Source organism: Mesorhizobium sp. B2-1-1, from assembly GCF_006442975.2.
Classification (GTDB): Bacteria; Pseudomonadota; Alphaproteobacteria; order Rhizobiales; family Rhizobiaceae; genus Mesorhizobium.
The window spans coordinates 2,810,361-2,826,926 of sequence record NZ_CP083954.1 but is presented as its reverse complement, the minus strand read 5'-3'; the positions used below and the strand labels follow the sequence as shown (position 1 = coordinate 2,826,926).

Below are 16,566 nucleotides of genomic sequence, written 5' to 3'. Positions count from 1 at the left end.
GGAACATCCTTGCTGATTGGAATGAGTGAACGGCTCAGATGAGCGAGGACTCGGACTGGCCTTTCCAGGCGGTCGCCCAGCGCTCGAACCAGACGAGCAAATAGTTGACGGTGAGCCCGATGACGGTCAGCGTCAGGATGCCGGCATACATGTCCGCCGTTTCCATCATCAACTGCGAGTTCTGAATAAGGAAACCGAGGCCGGATTTGGCCGCCAGCATCTCGGCGCCGATCACCGCGAACAGCGACGACTTCACCGCCAGCCTTGCGCCGGCGACAACAGAGGGGATGCTGGCCGGCAGGATAACCTTCCGGAACAGGTCGAAGTCGGACGTACCCATCGAGCGCGCCGCCTTGATCAGCAGCGGATCGACCGACTTGACGCCGCTGATCGTGTTGACCAGCAGAAAGAAGACCGAGGAGTAGAAGGTGATCGCCACCTTCGATTCCTCGCCGATGCCGAGCAAAAGGATGAACACCGGAAGCAGCGCGAATTGCGAGGTGTTGCGCAGCGTCTGCACAAGCAGGTCAGAGACCTTCTCGAACAGCGAGTAGCGCCCCATCAGCAGGCCGAGCGGAATGGCCACCACCACGCCGAGAGCGAAGCCGATCACAGCGCGCTGCAGGCTGATGCCGATATGTTCGACCAGAACGCCCGAGGCGAGCAGGTTCCACCAAGCGACCAGCACCTCGCTCAGCGGCGGAAAGAAGATGCGGTTCAACCAGCCGAGCCGTGGCGCGATTTCCCACACGAGAAAGAACAGGCCGAGCAGCGGCAAGCCGTAAAGGAAAGTCCCGTGGCTCGTCCCTTTGCGCCGGACCTTGGCACTGTGGGCGGTGATGGCCGGGACTCTTGCGGCGGCCGCCGTCTCGCCGGCGCCGGCAAACAGATGAAGAGCGCCGGCAGGGCCGAACTTTTCGGTAAGATAAGCCATGGCTCTACCTCCTCAATGACTGAAGGCTGGCGACAGCGTCCAGTCCTTTTGCGCCTTGTTGACCTCATCGCGCAGCGCGTCCCAGACGCGGCCGCGATATCCGTTGAATCCGGCGCTGGCGCGGATGTCCCCGTCGCGCGGCCGTGGCAGGTCGATGTCTATGATCTCCTTCACCGCGCCCGGCCGCGCCGTCATCACCACCACGCGGTCAGCGAGGAAGATTGCCTCGTCGATCGAATGGGTAACGAAGATCACTGTTGTCTTGATCTTGCCCCAGATCCGCAGCAACTCGCCCTGCAGGAGCTCGCGCGTCTGCTGGTCGAGTGCGGCGAAGGGTTCATCCATCAAAAGCACTTCCGGGTTGCTCGCCAAGGCGCGGGCGATCGCCACGCGCTGCTGCATGCCCCCGGAGAGCTGGTTGGGGAAACGGTCCTCAAAACCGGCAAGACCGAACAACGATAACAAATGGCGCGCCGTCACCGTGCGCTCGGCCTTGGCGACGCCACGCACCTCCAGCGCGTATTCGATGTTGGCCAGCGCCGTGCGCCAGGGAAACAGCGCATATTGTTGGAAGACATAGCCGGTCTTAGGATCCGGCCTGGTGATGCGCCGGCCGTCGAGCTGGACATCGCCGCCGCTCGCCTGCGTCAGCCCGCCGATGATGTCGAGCAGCACAGATTTGCCCGAGCCGCTCGGGCCGACCAAAGTGATGAACTCGCCTTTGCGGATCGAAAGATCGACGCCGTCGAGCACGGTGACGCGGTCGGTCTCCTCGCCGTCGACGGTGACGAACTGCCCCGGCTTGAGCAGAAAGGTCTTCTTGATATCGCTGACGACGATGCGGTCCATGTCCTGTCGCTTCCTATTGCGCCACGCGGATGCGGTGCGTCGGGTCGAATTCAGAGCCGCCGGCCTTGCCGCGCTTCCAGCCGAGCGCGCGGGCGTAGCCGCCGAACAGTTGACGTGCCTCGACCTGCGCTTCCGTGATGCCGGTCGGCCCCTCGGCGAACTCGGCCACGTAAAGCGCGTCGGTCGGGCAGTAGATTTCACAGAGAAAGCAGGTCTGGCAGTCGTCCTGACGGGCGATCACAGGCGCGCCGTCCTTGGTAGCGTCGAACACATTGGTCGGGCACACCTTGACGCAGATGTCGCATTCGACGCAGCGCGCGGCCGAGACGATCTCGATCATGACGCCAGCTCCGCCAGGCGCTCCGGCGCCCCGGCAATGCGGAAGTCGTCGACGCCGGTGATGACCAGCCGATGCGCGAGGGCCGGGTTCTTGCCCTGCAGATCGGTGCGCCGATGCATGCCGCGGCTTTCTGTCCGATGCAGCGCGGCCGCCACCGACCAGCGCCCCGCGGCGGCGATCGACGCCGCCTCGCGCGCGCGGACCCGGTCCACCCCTTCGCCCCGCAGATGGTCGCGCACGTCGCGCCAGACACTCTCCAGCCGCCCCCGGCTTTTCTCCAAGCTCTCGCCGTTGCGGAAGAAATTTTTGTCGAGCGGCGTCACCTCGTTGCGCACAGCCTCGATGACCTCGGCTGCCGCGATGTCGGCGCGCGCCGCTGCCGCCGGGCGCAGGCCGGCCTGGCCGAGCGGTTCCGCGGTGCCGCGGAATGCCTTGCCGCCGCGACGCCTTGCATGGGCTGAGGCGCCCTTGCCCGCCCACCAGCCGCTGGCCAGCGCCCAGGAGGAGTTGACGGCGCCGCCGCCCGATACCGCTCCGGTCATGATCTCGCGGCTGGCGGCGTCGCCTGCGACATAGAGGCCGGACACGCCGGTGGCGCAGTCGTCGGAGACGATGTCGATGCCGCCGGTGCCGCGCACCGTGCCTTCGGCGCGAAGGGTGATGCGGAACAGCTCGGTGAATGGATCGACACCGGCGCGGTCATAAGGCACGAAGCAGTTCGGCTGCCCTTGGCGCAACCAGCCTTGCAGCGCTGGTTCCGCTTGATCGAGGCGCGCATAGACCGGTCCCCCGATCAATGCGCGCGCCACCTCGTCCTCGCGGTCGCCGATGCCGTTGCGCAGCGGCTCACCGGCAGGGCCCAGGATCGGCGATCCATCCTCGCGATGGAACGAGGCCCAGCGGAACGGCAGCCCCTTGTTCAGCGAAGATCCAAAGGGCGCCAACGTGTATTTGCCGGTAAACTCCATGCCCGACAGGCTGGCGCCGGCCTCCGCCGCCATCAGATAGCCGTCGCCGGTCAGTCCAGTCCCGCCGAGGATGCGCTCACGGAAAGCGCAGCCGCCGGTCGCCAGCACCACTGCGTTGGCGTCGACGCGCCAGTCCTGGCCGGCCTGCCGGCCGATACCGGCCGCGCCTACGACGGCATCGCCATCCGACAGGAGTTCCAGCGCCGGATGATGGTCGAGCACGGTAACGCCAGCCAGAAGCACACGGCGGCGCATGAAGCGCATGTAGTCGGGCCCGCGCAGATTGGCGATGTAGAGCCGGCCGTCATCCTCGCTCGGGAACGGATAGCCCCACTCGGAAAGCCTGAGCAGGTTGCGATAGGCCGTGTCTACGCAGCGCAGCATCCAGCGCTGGTCCGCAAGCTCGCCGGTGCGCTGCCAGCGTCGCTCGACCACCGCATGCCTGTTGTCGCCCGGCGGTACGCACCAGGTACCCGTATTGGACGGCGCGGTGGCGCCGCTGGTGCCGAGATAGCCCTTGTCGGCCAGCACCACCTGCGCGCCGCTTTCGGCAGCGGCGACCGCCGCCCAGGCTGCGGACGGGCCTCCGCCCAGCACGAGCACGTCGGTCTGGAGTTGCAGCCTGTCGGACGCGGATTTTTGAGGCATGGACATGGATGCTCTGCGAAGGAGTGCGAGGCGCTAAGCAGCGCGCGCAGCGCCCGAGAACCACGCCGGCTCATTGCCGGCGCTCCATTTGATGTTGCAGCCGATCGACGGCACCTGGCCGGCGGCGGGCCTGCCGCCCTCCAGCACCGCGTCGACCGCCGCGCGCAGGTCGTTACCCGTCACCGCCTTGCCATTGCCCGGCCGCGCATCGTCGAACTGGCCATGATAGGCAAGCCGCCGGTCGGCGCCGAACAGGAAGAAGTCGGGTGTACAGGCCGCGCCATAGGCTTTCGCCGTCTGCTGCAAGGCATCCTTGAGATAGGGGAAGGAATAGCCGAATTTCTCCACTTCCTCGCCGATGCGGGCCAGCGTCTCTTCGGGATGCGCCTCATGGTCGTTGGCATTGATGGCCACCACTTGCAGCCCCTTGCCCGCATATTCCCTGGCGAAAGCGGCAAGCTGCTCGCGGATCAGCACGACGAAAGGGCAGCGGTTGGAGATGAAGGCGACGAGCAAGGCGGGCTTTGCATCGAAATCGCCGAGCCGGTGCAGCACGCCTTGTGCGTCGGGCAGCAGGAAATCGGCCGCTTTGGTGCCAAGCTCGATCGAGTTGGATTCTGTCTTCGGCATCGATGCGCTCCCTTCTTGCTGCCGCTCAGACGGACCATGCCGTGCAGCGCCGGACGAAGTTAGTCTATGAATTTAGTAGAATTATAGGCTAGACAACCCGCCTCCGGTCAACCGCGCCGCTTGGAATATCCTGCCAATGTTTCGGGCCGGGCGAAAAGTTTGTTCGAACGGAAGGCCGTTTTGAAAGAAATGAGATTTGGCGGGGAGCGAAGCGCCAACTGCCTTCGTCGTCCGCGTCGAGCTTGGTCAGGAAACGGTTTCCTTGCGGACAATTGCCCTGTCCCCGCCGACATCGATCGCGATCCGCTCGCCGGAAACAATGCCGTCAATCTCGCAGACCACCAGCGGCATGCTGATCCCGTAGAGAAATTCCGCGACGATGGCGCCCACTGCCAGGATCGGGTCAGGCCGTTCCAGGAGGATGCCGGCCGGCGCCGTGCCCCTGCGGATTGCCTCGGCCAGCACCGAGGATGAGGACGAGGAGCCGCGCCCGCTCGGCATGATCAGGATTTTCCCGGCGACGTTCTGGCCGAGGCCAGGATGCGAGTGATCCGTTATGTCGCCTGTCGTGGCATCAACGCCGCCCCAGAAGCTCAGCGGTTGCGAGAATACCAACGCCCGACCCTCGGCACTCCCGGCCAGTTGGAAGGTGCCGGATCGCTGGACGACGCCCGGTTCCACCGGCGCGGTCATGACGCGCCCCGCACGACATGCCCCACCGCGGCGGAGCGGATGCAATCCGCCATATCCGCGAACGCAACCGTCACGCCGATATTGCCCGGAGCGTAATGCGCCCATTTGCCGGAATTGGTCATCACCACGCCGTCGAGCCGTTCCCGAATCGCAGTGACATAGGTGCAGGTGTCGGCGACGGGGATCAGGCCGAACGCCTGTGTGCCATCAAGCGCGCCCTCCTCCTGCAATCGCGTCAGCGTCGCGCGACCGGTGTTGACATAGATCGGGATGCCCCTGCCCGGCGCGATGGCACGCAGCAAGGGCAGCAGGCGCATCCATTCCGCATGCGAGAAATGCGGAGTGCCCAGCGACACGGCCGCCAGCGGCGCCCCGTCGGGTACGCGCGACAGCTTGGCCAGTGCATGATCGATATCGGCGCGCGTGATGCGGATCGTCTCTTCCGGCGCTTGACCATGGAACGCCTCGTCGAGCGTTCCCGCTTCGGGCGTGATGCCGACCGCATGGAACAGCGCCACGGCGCCGGTAGTCGCTGCTGCCGCGCCCAGCGCCTTCAGCTGGTCCTCGTCGCGCGGCCGTGGCAGACCTGTGACAACCGGAACGCGATCGCCGCTGGGTTGCCCGATGATCAGTCCGACGCCGACGAACAGGGCGTCGCTCGGCTCTGGCTCAGCAAAGTCCAGCTCGAACAGGATGCGGCCGCGCCGGTTCTCGCTCAGATGCAGGCCCCAGGCCGGCGCGCGGCCCGTCATGGCGCAGCACAGGTCGATGAAATCGCCATAGCGGTTGGTGCGCGCGCCGATCACCGAATTTGCAAACACGATGGCGTTGGATTCGCCCCAGGCGATCTGCTGCCCGAAATCTGGCCGGAACCGCGTCTGGTAGGGCGCGCAGGTGAAGGTCGCCTGGCAGCCGAGCTCGATATGCGCCTTCATCAGCCGCCGCGCCGGCGCTTCCTCCGCCGCGGGCATCTTCACCATGCCGGGATGGATGAGATCGAATGAGCCGACATTGAGCGTCGTCGGCACCTGCACGCGGCCGCCGCCCTCGACCAGCCGTTCGACGAAATCGAGCCCTGCCGTGCCATGGTAGAGGCAGCCATCGATATGGGCGCCGGCAATGTCGAGGAGGCTGTCCGCTCCGACGGCTTTGGAAAAGGCGACGAGGATCTTCATGGCCGCGGCCGCCGACGGCCCTTGCTCGCCGTCGAGCATGGATTGGTCCTCGGCAGTCAATTCCAACGTCATTGCCGCTCTGGCCCCTACTCGATCTTATGGCGCGAAGGAACGCCAGCAGTTCAGTGAACTACCCCGCAGGGATCAACACCGTGCTCTGCGGGGACCAGCGTAGTACGACATGCTGACCTTCCGCCAGCCTGTCAGCGCCGGTGTTCTGGACGATGACCTTCAGCGTCTGGCCGGCACGCTCGACAAAGTAGGTGCTGTTGTTGCCGGCGAAGATGCGTTTGCAAACCTGGCCCTTCAGTATGTTGGCATCGCCGCCCGAAGTTCCGGCATCCAGGGCAATCCGAATACGCTCCGGACGCACGGCGCAGCTTGCCTTTGCGCCGGCGGCAAGCCTGGCGCCGGCCCCGGCGGCGATCGTCGTGCCGTCCGCCAAGCGGATGCCGTTGCCGGTGGTATCGCCGCGAAAGATGTTGGCATCCCCGAGGAAGATGGCGGCGAATTCGCTTTTCGGCCTGTCGTAGATCTCCTCCGGCGGCCCTTCCTGCACCAGCCGGCCATCGCGCAAGATACCGATGCGGTCGCTCATCGTCAGCGCCTCTTCCTGGTCGTGGGTGACGAAAATGGTTGTGATGCCGATCTCGCGCTGGATGCGCTTGAGCTCGATTTGCATGTCGACGCGCAGCGCCTTGTCGAGCGCGCCGAGCGGCTCGTCGAGCAAAAGCACGCGTGGCTTGGTGACGATGGCGCGCGCCAGCGCGACCCGCTGGCGCTGGCCGCCGGAGAGCTGATGCGGCTTGCGACCGCCGAGCGAGCCGAGCTGAACGAGGTCGAGCGCGCGTTGCACCTCGGTGGCAATCACCGCCTTGGCCTCGCCGCGCACCGACAGGCCGAAGGCGACATTGTCGGCGACGCTCATATTGGGGAACAGCGCGTAGTTCTGGAACACCATGCCGATGCGCCGCTTCTCGACCGGTACCCGCTCGACGCTCTCGCCGCCGATGGCGATGCGGCCGCTGTCGGGAAAATCGAAGCCGGCGATTTGCCTGAGCAGCGTGGTCTTGCCGCTGCCTGATGGCCCAAGCAGCGCGTAGAAGCCGCCATCTACGAAATCGATCGAGACGTCGTCCAACGCCTTGTGCGCGCCGAAGCTGCGCGAGACGTTTGATACCTGGACGCCCGCCATTATTTCTCTCCGCCGAATTTGAAGAAGCGCGCTGTGAGCAGCATCAGCGCCATTGACACCACGATTATGATGGTGGAGACCGCGTTGATCTCGGGCGTGAAACCCTTGCGGATCGCGGCGTAGATCTCGACCGGCAGCGTCGTCTGCCCCGGCGTCGCCAGGAAGTAGGACACCACGAACTGATCGAACGACACGGCGAACGCAAACAAGCCGCCCGCGATCACACCCGGCATGATCCACGGCAGCGTAACCCGGTTCGTCACCTGCCACTGATTGGCCCCGAGCGAGCGTGCCGCCTCTTCCAACTCCGGCGCGAAGGTTTGCAGCCGGGCCGAGACGACGACGATGACATAGGGCAGCGCCAGCGCGACATGGCCGAGCAGGATGGCGAACAGGCCGCGTCCAATGCCGATGCCGAAGAAGAAGATCAGCATCGCCGTGCCGGTGATCAGCCAGGGAATGGCGATCGGTGGGAACAACAGCGCCTGCAGGAATTTCTTGCCGCGGAATTCATTGCGGTAGAGCGCCAGGGACGCCGCCGAGCCGAGCACGGTCGAGATGACCGTGGTGATGACGGCGATCTCGATGCTGTTCCAGGTGGCGGCGATGAGCTGGTCGTTCTGCCACAGCGAGGCGTACCATTCCGTCGTCCACTCGAACGGCAGCTGGTAGAATGGCGAGACGTTGAACGACATCAGCGCCATGATAATGATGGGCAAATACAGGAAGGCGAGCAGCACCGCGATATAGAAGCGGCCGAGCCACTCCAGGATACGCGTCGTCGCCATCACGCCACCCTCCGCAGCACCGGTGCGGCCAGCGCCAGAATGATCAGCACGACGGCCAGCAGAATGAAGGAGAGTGCGGCCCCCAGCGGCCAGTTGAACACGGCGACGAACTGGTCCTCGATCACCGTGCCGTAAAAGGTGCCGCTGCGGCCGCCGAGGATCCGCGGCTCCATGAAGGAGCCGACGACGGGCACGAATATGAGGGCCGCGCCCGCCACCAGGCCCGGCATCGACAGCGGGATGATGACCCGCTTCAGCACCTGCAGCCGCGAGGCGCCGAGCGAGCGTCCGGCCTCGAGCAATGAATCGTCGATCGCCTGCAAAGTGAGATAACAGGTCAGCACCATGTAGGGCACATAGGAGTGCACCAGTCCGATGATGATCGCCGGATAGGAATACATGAGGTCGATGTTGATCTTGAACGGCAGCACAGCGTTGAGCGCGGTGTCGAGAATGCCACCTTCGCGCAGAACCATCGCCCAGGAGAAGATGCGCACCAGCCCGTTCGACCAGAACGGCAGGATGACGAGCAGGAAGATCGCCTCGCGGCTGCGCCCCTTCAGCACCTTGGCCAGTACATAAGCCGCGGGATAGCCGATGACGATGCACCACAAGGTCACCTCGAGGCCGAGGCGCAGCGAGGCGAGCAGCAGCGTCAGGTAAAGGTTCTGCGAGAAGAAGGCGGCGTAGTTGCCAAGCGTGAACGCCCACGGCTTTCCCGTCAGCGGCAGGTCGGTCATGAACGAGAAGAACACCATGGCCGACAACGGCAGGAAGATCGCCACCGTCAGCCAGAGATAGGCGGGCGCCAGCAGCGGCAGTGCCGACCTCAGCCCGCCGCGCACTGCGACCGCACCCTCTGCTGCCATGCTATCCTCCTCCCCGGATTGGAAGGACCAACCGGCGCGAACGCCGGCTGGCCCTGGCGCGGGTTTTACTTCACGTCGACCTTGAGCTGCTGCCAGAGCGTAAGATAAGCTTCGCGCTGCGCATCGGTGATCGGAGCCTGGAACTGGATGCGCTTGGCGACTGTGGGATCACCCATCACCTTGCGGTTGAACGAATCCTCGGGCAACGCTTCCACCGCCTTGGTGTTGGCCGACACCGGTGCACCGACCTTGGTGACCCATTCGACATAGAATTTCGGATCGATCATGTAATTGATGAAGGCTTCGGCGCCCGCGACATTCTTGGAGCCGACCGGGATGGAGAAGGCGTCCAGCCAGGCGACGGCGCCTTCCTGCGGGATCACGAGCGAGACCGGCAGCTTGAAATGCGTCTTGGCGCGGTCGGCCGAACCGCTCCAATAGGTGCCGATGTCGATCTGGTTGGAAGCCACCATCTGGTTCCAGTCGTTCTCCGAGCTCCAGAAGGTCTTGATCTGCGGCATCAGCGAGGTGAGCTTCGTCTTGACCGCGTCCATATCCTTGATGTCGTTGATGTTCTGGCCCGTCGCGATGGCGCCGAACTGCACCGCCTCGACGGCGTCGTCGCGGATGACGACGCGGCCCTTGTGGGCGGGATTCCACATTTCGGCGATCGACGTCGGCGGCTTGTCGAAGGACTTTTCGTTGATGGCAAGGGCGGTCAGGCCCCACACCCACGGCACGCCATAGACCTTGCCGTCATGGTCGAGCATCGGCGAGTTCGCCTTGTCCTTGCTGATATCGGCATAGTTGGGCAGCTTGGAGGTGTCGATCGGCTGGATCAGCTTTTCAGCCATCGCCTGGTCGTTGAAGGCGGCGTTGATCATGACGACGTCATAGAGGCCGGGATTGGTGCGGATCTTGGTCAGCATTTCCTGTTCGGAATTGAAGAAGTCGTTGACCACCTTATGGCCGGTCGCCTTCTCGAAGGCGGCGATCGCCCATGGCTCGTCGGCGCCGTAGCCCTTCCAGTTGAGCACGTGCACTTCATCGGCCTTGGCGGCAAAAGTAAGTGCGGAGGTGAAGACGGCCGTCGCCGTCAGCAGGGCAGTAAAGTCAGGCATGCGCATGTTCGTTCCTCTCTTTTGTTTGCCCGCTTCCCGGGCTTAATCAGGCTGTCTGATGGGCCTTCCGGTTCTGGCCTCGCGCGCCGGTCGAGCCACCGTCGGCATGGCTCAGGAAAGTCCGGATCTCCGCGTCTGTGGGCGCGGATGAACCGCCATGGCGAGTGACCGAAATGGCCGCCGCCGCATTGGCGTAGCGCGCCGCCTCGAAAGGCAGCATGCCGCGCGCGAGCGCACTTACGAAGGCGCCAATATGAGTGTCGCCGGCGCCGTTGGTATCGACCGCCGCCACCTTGAAACCGGGAATGGTCCCGGCGGAACCGTCCGCCAGTCGGATATGGCAGCCCCTGGCGCCGCAGCGGATGACGACGCCGTCGGCCTTGGGACAATGATCGGCAAGCAATCGCGCCGCAAGGGCGTCGGCATCGCCCGGGCCGGCAATGTCGGCGGCTTCCGTCGTATTGCAGCTCAGCCAGGTCGTGCGGGCGAGCACCCGCGACAGGGTGGCGCGCGAAATGTCCGAAACGACCGGCGTCGGGTCGAAGACAAGTGGAATGTCCGCCGGCAGCGTCTCGATCCAGTCGGTGAGCGCGTCGCGGCTGCCGGGATAGCTCAGCGTATAGCCTGACGTGAACACCCAATCCTCGGTCGAGACCAGCACCGGAGCCATCATGTCGAGGCTGAGCACGCTCTCCGCCCCCGGCCACGACACGAAGGTGCGTTCGGCATCGCTGGAGATCATGGCGACGCAGTTGCCGCTATCCATCAGAGGCGAAGGCTGCGTCAGAATGTTGATATCTTCGACGGCGAAGGCGGCGCGCAGGAAGTCGCCATTGGGTCCGCTGCCGAGTTGGCCTGCGAATACCACCTTCATCCCGGTGCGGATTGCCGCGACCATCATGTTGAAACCGCCACCGGCGACCTGCGCATAGCTCGAAGCCGTCTTCTCCGTGCCCGGCGCCGGCAAGGCATCGATACGGTAGACATAGTCGACCACCGCGCTGCCGATATGGACGAGACGCGCGCTCATGCCGCCGCGTCCTTGCCGGGGCCGGCCTGCTCCAGGCGACTGTGCGAGGTCCGCGCCGCGACGAGATCGGCGGCGAGCGCACGAACGCCCGCCATGTCAAAGCCTTTGAGGCGGGCGATGCGGTCCTGCGGCAATCGTGAAAGGCCGGTGCAGGCGCCGGCCATGCCTGCGGCGATGGCGCCGATCGTGTCGGTGTCGCCGCCGAGATTGGCGCTGATGACCGCCGCTTGCCAAGCATCGCCGCCGGCGACCTCCAGCACAGCAAAAGCGGCCGGAACGGACTCCTGGCTGGCAACGCCGGTGCCGACCAGATCGGTGATCAGCCGGACCGCGTCTCGTGGCGCCTTGCCGCGGATCAGATCCTGCGCCCAGGCGACGCGCGCGGCGATGTCGCCGCCGGTCACCCAGTGGCCGTGTGTCGCCCCCCGCCTCGCCGCCGCGACGGCGCTGTCGGACGCGGCGCGCCAGTCGCCGCCGGCGATGCCGCGGCTGACGGCGGCCGCGACCGCCGCGGCGGAGGCAATGGCGATCGAGGTGTTGTGTGTCGCCCGGCAGGTTTCGGCCACCTTGTCGACGAGCGCATCCAGCGGCTCCGGCTGCATCATGATGCCGAGCGGCGCGATGCGCATGGCCGCGCCATTGGTGTCGCCGCCGCGCCCAGCCTCCTCGGCTGGCACGCCCTTGTTGATGGCGTCGATGGCGCGCTTGGTCGACGGTCCCAAAAGGTCGTAGCTGCCGCGCGCCTTGACCTCGCGCTCCCAGTCGAGCAGCGCGTTGACCCAGCGCGCATGGTCGAAGCGGTCGCCTGAGGCAACCAGGATGCGGCCGAGCAGCAGCGCCTGCTCGGTATCGTCGGTGATAGTCCCGGCCGGCAGCCCTTTCGACACCGGATGATCGGCAAAGGGCGAGACGAAATCCTCGACATGGCCGTAGAGTTCGGCGATGCGCTGAGGCGACAGAAGCTGCGTCGGCATGCCGAGCGCGTCGCCCAGCGCCCCGCCGACGAGCGCACCCATGGCGCGGTCCATCTCAAGCTCGTTCTCCGGCATCGCTCAGAACCTCATATGCAGCGCGAAATGGGCGGGATTGAGCAGGCTGGTGACATATTCGACCGGCCGCTCATCGGCCGCACGCGTCAGGCGACGGCCGCGCAGGAAGGGTGTGCCTTGCGGGCACCCGAGGATAGCGGCGTCATGGGCGTTCAACATCTCGATGTCGACCCACTCCTCGCCATGGTCGGGTACAAGCCCCGCTTCGCGTAGCGTCTGGTGCAGCGAGCCTTCGCGCAAGCCCCGCAGAGGCACGTCCTCCAGCTCTGGCGACAGCGGCAGGCGGCTGCGTTCGATGGAGATGGCATGGCCGTCGCTGGCATTGGTGCGGACCCGGTCGACGGCGATGAAGAGCGGACTTTCGACGCCTAACAGCACGGCAAGGTCGTGGTCTTCGATCACCTCCAGCCGCAGCGTCCGCGTTTCGGCGTTGGCGCCGGCATTGGCCAGCGCGCGCGACCAGCCGATCGCATCATCGACCGGCTTGCCGTCAAAGGTGACGAAGGAGCCGATACCGACCTTTGTGGTGATCAATCCGCGGCTGGAAAGTTCCTCCAAGCCTTTGCGCACCGTGTTGCGGCTGACGGAGAAACGCTGCACGAGTTCGTTTTCGCTTTGCAGACGGTCGCCGAAACCCAGCACGCCGGAGCGGATCTCGTATTCCAGAACGGTGGCGATCTGCTCGGGCTTGCCCGTGCCGGGAGACAGTTTGATCGCGCTCCGCTTCATATTCGTACCTGTATAATGAACCTGTCTAGTCCTGTTTAATCTCTCCTCGTATAGCGGCTTTGTCAATGGGACGGGTCATGTGCCCCGATGCACTGCTTTCGACGATCCGCCGGCCGCAGGCGGCAACGAAGAAGGAATTTCCCCAGTGCTGGACGCGTCGCACCGTGTCGCGATCCTGCTGCGGTGACCCTACCGGCAGAAGAACGAAAGCCCGCTCCGGGAACCGGGGCGGGCCTTGGAGGAGGACAAGGGGTGGGACCTCTCCTCTTGCTTTCCACGCGGGGTGTGGACCGAAATCCCCTTACGGGAGTTTCGCCAGAGGCCCGATCACAAGCCTGTTTGCCCGCATCACGATCCGGTGCGCACCGGCATCGACATTGGTCACGGGATCGCGATCAGCGACCAATGCATGTCGCCCAAACAATGCATGTCGCCCAAAAGCGGCTCTCGCCTTGTGAGAACGACGTGCACGACGCGCTTTAGATGCGTCCGAGCACGACCAGAATAATGACGATCAGCAACACAAGCCCCAGCCCGCCGCCACCATAATAACCGGTTCCGTAGAACGGACCGCCGCCGAGGCCACTGAAGCCGCCGAGCAGGGCGAGGATAAGGATGATGATAAGGATGGTTCCAAGACTCATGGCTTCCACTCCCGCAGGCACTTGCGCGCCGGTTCGGCACTTCTGGGTTGAGAATGTTGCTCACAGACAACGCTTTGAACGCGTTCGCGTTCCACCTAATGCATGACGTCGAGAAGGCGACGGCGCAATTCGTGCAGCAGTCCTGCCGCAATGGCGGGGCTTTCCGACCGGCCGACGCGCAGGATACGATAAAGCTGAAGGAACGTGACTACGGCGTAAACGGCGAGATTGTAGAAGGATAAAGCCGACAGCAAAAACAGGCGGTTGAGCGTCAAGATCGGATCCACTTCGACTTATCTCGATCTTGCATCGTCAGATCTGTGAGAGCGGATTTGCAATTCATGCTTGCATTTCTGGAACAAATAAGGAACAGTAGGGAACCTAGCTGCCAAGGCGGATTAAAGTTTTGGGGGGACCAGCGATATGATGAGGTGGAAGGATGCGGGGCTCCTCGCCGCCGCGATCGCGCTGACAAGCCTTGCGCCCGACCGGTGGCCCTCAGCCGGGCTTGGCGCCGCTCTCGCCCGGAACACGCCTGCGCTCGCAGCCGAGAAGGATTATGCAACCTGCTTCGGCGAGGACATCGAGTCGGACAAGCGCATTGTTGCCTGCTCCGCGATTGCGGAGGACGCCGCAGAGCCAGCGCGCAGCCGCGCCACAGCCTATTTCCAAAGGGGCGTCGCTCTCGGCGACCAGAAGCAATACGACCGATCGATCGCCGACTACAGCGAGGCGATCGCGCTCGATCCGAACGACGCTTCCGCGTATCTCAACCGCGGCGCCGACTGGTTCAGCAATGGAGACGACGACCGTGCGATCGCGGACTTCAACATCGCCATCAGCCTGGAGCCGTCCTCCAGCGATGCCTACAGCAACCGTGGCCTCGCCTTCCTGCACAAGGGCAAGACCGACGCGGCCATCATCGATTTCCAACAGGCAATCGAGGCGGACCCTCAGAATGGCAAGGCGCATGCGGGCCTGGGCATCGCCTGGGACAGGATGGGCGACCCGAAACAGGCCCTGGCCGAGTATGACGAGGCGGTCCGTATCGATCCCAACAACATATTGGCCAATGTCAAACGCGGTATCGCCCGCGCCGCCGAGAGTGAGTTCGATCCCACTGTCACCGATGACGATGCTGAACAGGCGCCCGGCGAGGACTTATCCGCCGCCAAGGATACGACCAGCAATCGCGCAGCCGCAAAGACCTTGATCGAGCGTGCGCGGATGCGGCTGTCGAAGTATGGCCTCGAGGGCGCGCTTCTCGATTTCGACAAGGCGATCAGCCTCGATCCCGACAATGTGGACGCCTATCTCGGGCGCAGCCGCGCAAGGACACTCAAGGGAGACAGCGCCGGAGCGGCGGCGGATTGCCTGCGCGCCATCGAGCTTGATCCGACGCGGGCAGGAAGCTGCGGCGCTCAGCTTGCCGCCGACCAAAGCAAGCCGGCACCGTTGCCGGACACCCAACAGCAAAAGCAGCGAGCCGTCGTTCCGGATATCACTGCCACCCAAGACACGCTGGCCGCAAGGGTTCTGGAGGCGACCGATCCCCGCGCCCTCGAAGCGATCCTTGGCGGCGATGCCTTCCTGGACATGGGCAAGTACGATCAGGCGATCGGCGCCTACAACAAAGCGATTGCGCTCGATCCGAACAACCGGTTCGCCTATTACGGCCGCGGCAAGGCCCAGGCCGCCAAACGCGTTTACGAGCAAGCGATCGCCGATTACGACACGGTCATCCAGCTCGCCCCCAATTTTGCTGCGGCTCATTCTCGCCGGGGCCTCGCCAAGATCACGTCAGGCGATGCCGAAGGCGCTCTTGCCGATTGCAGCCGGGCTTCAACACTCGATCCAAAAGCGCGCGACGCCTACTTCTGCATGGGCATGGCCTGGCACGCCAAGGGCGACGCGGGGCGCGCGATTGCCGCCTATTCGGTAGCCATCGAGATCGATCCGAAAGACGACGCCAGCCATTACGGGCGCGGCATGGCGCGTGCTGACAGGAAGGACTATGACGAGGCAATCGCCGACTTCGGCCAGGCGATCAAGCTCGATCCCGACAATCGCGATTACGCGGTCGCCCGCAAGGCGGCTGTGGCTGCGAAGGGACAGGGCGATATGGCGGCCGCCACGCTCGGCGCCGTCAGCTCGGCGGCGGCCACCGCCAGTTCAGCCGCCGGTTCGGCCGCACCGAGCGATACTGATTCGGCCGCCAAGGCGCTTTTCGCCAAGGGTCGGAGGCTGCATGAGAAAAATGACTATGACGGCGCCATAGCCCTGTATGGCAAGGCGATCGCACTGGTCCCGGCATTTCATGACGCCTATCTGGCCCGGGCCATGGCTTGGGAGGCCAAGAACGATTATGCTCATGCTGTTGCCGATTACACGCAGGCGATCGCGATCAATCCGAATATAGCCGAGACCTACTACAGTCGCGGCCAGAACCTCAGTTTCCAGGAAAACTACGACGGGGCGTTTGCCGACTTCGAAAAGGCCATCAATCTCAACCCCGCGGACGCAAGGGTCTATGCCGATCGAGGCCTCCTATGGATGGGAGGGCACGAGGACGTCGCCGCGCTGCACGATTTCGAAAAGGCCATCAGCCTCGATCACAAGAACCCCTTTGGCTATTTCGGTCGAGGCGTGCTCCGAACCAGCAGAGCGGACTATGAAGGGGCCATCGCGGATTTCAGCCAGGCGATAAGGCTTAAGCCGGATTTCGCAACCGCCTACGAGGCGCGGAGCCGGGCGTGGGAAGCCAAGGGCAACCGCAAGCGTGCTCAGGCCGATCGCAAGAAGGCACTGAGCCTTGGGGTAGATTAGACGGGCTTTTCGGGAGGGCGCGGATTTTGCGTTGGAGTGGTTTGGGCGTAATGGCAGTCGCCGCTCTGTGCTTTATTG

At 64.4% G+C, this 16,566-nt stretch carries 17 protein-coding genes; 1 reads left to right on the top strand and 16 read right to left on the bottom strand.

The annotated features are described in order from the left end of the window. Nucleotides 1–34: 34 nt before the first annotated feature. The 16 genes from FJ972_RS13920 to FJ972_RS13845 form a co-directional block, all read right to left on the bottom strand. Nucleotides 35–934 (bottom strand): ABC transporter permease, encoded by a 900-nt coding sequence (locus FJ972_RS13920; RefSeq protein WP_140521551.1) that lies wholly within the window; start codon nucleotides 932–934, stop codon nucleotides 35–37. A 12-nt stretch (nucleotides 935–946) separates the two neighbouring features. After that, a complete protein-coding gene (locus FJ972_RS13915) occupies nucleotides 947–1,783 on the bottom strand; it encodes an ABC transporter ATP-binding protein (protein ID WP_140499899.1) in 837 nt (278 codons plus the stop codon). Nucleotides 1,784–1,796: 13 nt separating this feature from the next. Continuing rightward, the gene (locus tag FJ972_RS13910; RefSeq protein ID WP_140499901.1) at nucleotides 1,797–2,123 is read right to left on the bottom strand and encodes a ferredoxin family protein; all 327 of its coding nucleotides are present in this window, start codon (nucleotides 2,121–2,123) and stop codon (nucleotides 1,797–1,799) included. Beyond that, on the bottom strand, nucleotides 2,120–3,745 hold the full coding sequence (locus FJ972_RS13905) for an FAD-binding protein (RefSeq protein WP_140521550.1): 1,626 nt from the start codon (nucleotides 3,743–3,745) through the stop codon (nucleotides 2,120–2,122). Before FJ972_RS13905 ends, FJ972_RS13910 begins: the two co-directional genes overlap by 4 nt. A 27-nt stretch (nucleotides 3,746–3,772) precedes the next feature. Continuing rightward, complete coding sequence (locus tag FJ972_RS13900; RefSeq protein ID WP_140521549.1) at nucleotides 3,773–4,369, bottom strand: thioredoxin family protein; 597 nt, start codon at nucleotides 4,367–4,369, stop codon at nucleotides 3,773–3,775. A gap of 246 nt (nucleotides 4,370–4,615) precedes the next feature. Then, complete coding sequence (locus tag FJ972_RS13895; protein WP_140521548.1) at nucleotides 4,616–5,062, bottom strand: aconitase X swivel domain-containing protein; 447 nt, start codon at nucleotides 5,060–5,062, stop codon at nucleotides 4,616–4,618. After that, the gene (locus FJ972_RS13890) at nucleotides 5,059–6,309 is read right to left on the bottom strand and encodes an aconitase X (protein ID WP_140521547.1); all 1,251 of its coding nucleotides are present in this window, start codon (nucleotides 6,307–6,309) and stop codon (nucleotides 5,059–5,061) included. The genes FJ972_RS13895 and FJ972_RS13890 overlap by 4 nt, the downstream gene beginning before the upstream one ends. A gap of 58 nt (nucleotides 6,310–6,367) precedes the next feature. Further along, entirely contained in the window at nucleotides 6,368–7,432 is a 1,065-nt protein-coding gene (locus FJ972_RS13885) for an ABC transporter ATP-binding protein (protein ID WP_140499909.1), read from the bottom strand. Further along, nucleotides 7,432–8,220, bottom strand: a complete 789-nt coding sequence (locus FJ972_RS13880; protein ID WP_140521546.1) for an ABC transporter permease — start codon at nucleotides 8,218–8,220, stop codon at nucleotides 7,432–7,434. The genes FJ972_RS13885 and FJ972_RS13880 overlap by 1 nt, the downstream gene beginning before the upstream one ends. Further along, nucleotides 8,220–9,089: an ABC transporter permease gene (locus FJ972_RS13875; RefSeq protein ID WP_140521545.1), complete on the bottom strand. Its 870-nt coding sequence runs from the start codon at nucleotides 9,087–9,089 to the stop codon at nucleotides 8,220–8,222. Before FJ972_RS13875 ends, FJ972_RS13880 begins: the two co-directional genes overlap by 1 nt. 65 nt (nucleotides 9,090–9,154) lie before the next feature. Further along, the gene (locus FJ972_RS13870; RefSeq protein ID WP_140499914.1) at nucleotides 9,155–10,216 is read right to left on the bottom strand and encodes an ABC transporter substrate-binding protein; all 1,062 of its coding nucleotides are present in this window, start codon (nucleotides 10,214–10,216) and stop codon (nucleotides 9,155–9,157) included. Nucleotides 10,217–10,256: 40 nt separating this feature from the next. Continuing rightward, nucleotides 10,257–11,240: a PfkB family carbohydrate kinase gene (locus FJ972_RS13865; RefSeq protein ID WP_140521544.1), complete on the bottom strand. Its 984-nt coding sequence runs from the start codon at nucleotides 11,238–11,240 to the stop codon at nucleotides 10,257–10,259. Beyond that, nucleotides 11,237–12,289, bottom strand: coding sequence for an ADP-ribosylglycohydrolase family protein (locus FJ972_RS13860; protein ID WP_140499917.1), 1,053 nt, complete (start codon nucleotides 12,287–12,289; stop codon nucleotides 11,237–11,239). The genes FJ972_RS13865 and FJ972_RS13860 overlap by 4 nt, the downstream gene beginning before the upstream one ends. Before the next feature lie 3 nt (nucleotides 12,290–12,292). Next, entirely contained in the window at nucleotides 12,293–13,018 is a 726-nt protein-coding gene (locus FJ972_RS13855) for a GntR family transcriptional regulator (RefSeq protein WP_140499919.1), read from the bottom strand. Nucleotides 13,019–13,497: 479 nt separating this feature from the next. Continuing rightward, on the bottom strand, nucleotides 13,498–13,662 hold the full coding sequence (locus FJ972_RS13850; protein ID WP_023757858.1) for a DUF3309 family protein: 165 nt from the start codon (nucleotides 13,660–13,662) through the stop codon (nucleotides 13,498–13,500). 95 nt (nucleotides 13,663–13,757) lie between these two features. Further along, nucleotides 13,758–13,937 carry a hypothetical protein gene (locus FJ972_RS13845; protein ID WP_224619446.1) on the bottom strand — a complete coding sequence of 60 codons (180 nt, stop codon included), beginning with the start codon at nucleotides 13,935–13,937 and terminating at the stop codon, nucleotides 13,758–13,760. A 148-nt stretch (nucleotides 13,938–14,085) separates the two neighbouring features. Between FJ972_RS13845 and FJ972_RS13840 the strand changes: the two genes are divergently transcribed. Further along, nucleotides 14,086–16,488, top strand: a complete 2,403-nt coding sequence (locus tag FJ972_RS13840; RefSeq protein WP_140521543.1) for a tetratricopeptide repeat protein — start codon at nucleotides 14,086–14,088, stop codon at nucleotides 16,486–16,488. Nucleotides 16,489–16,566: the final 78 nt, after the last annotated feature.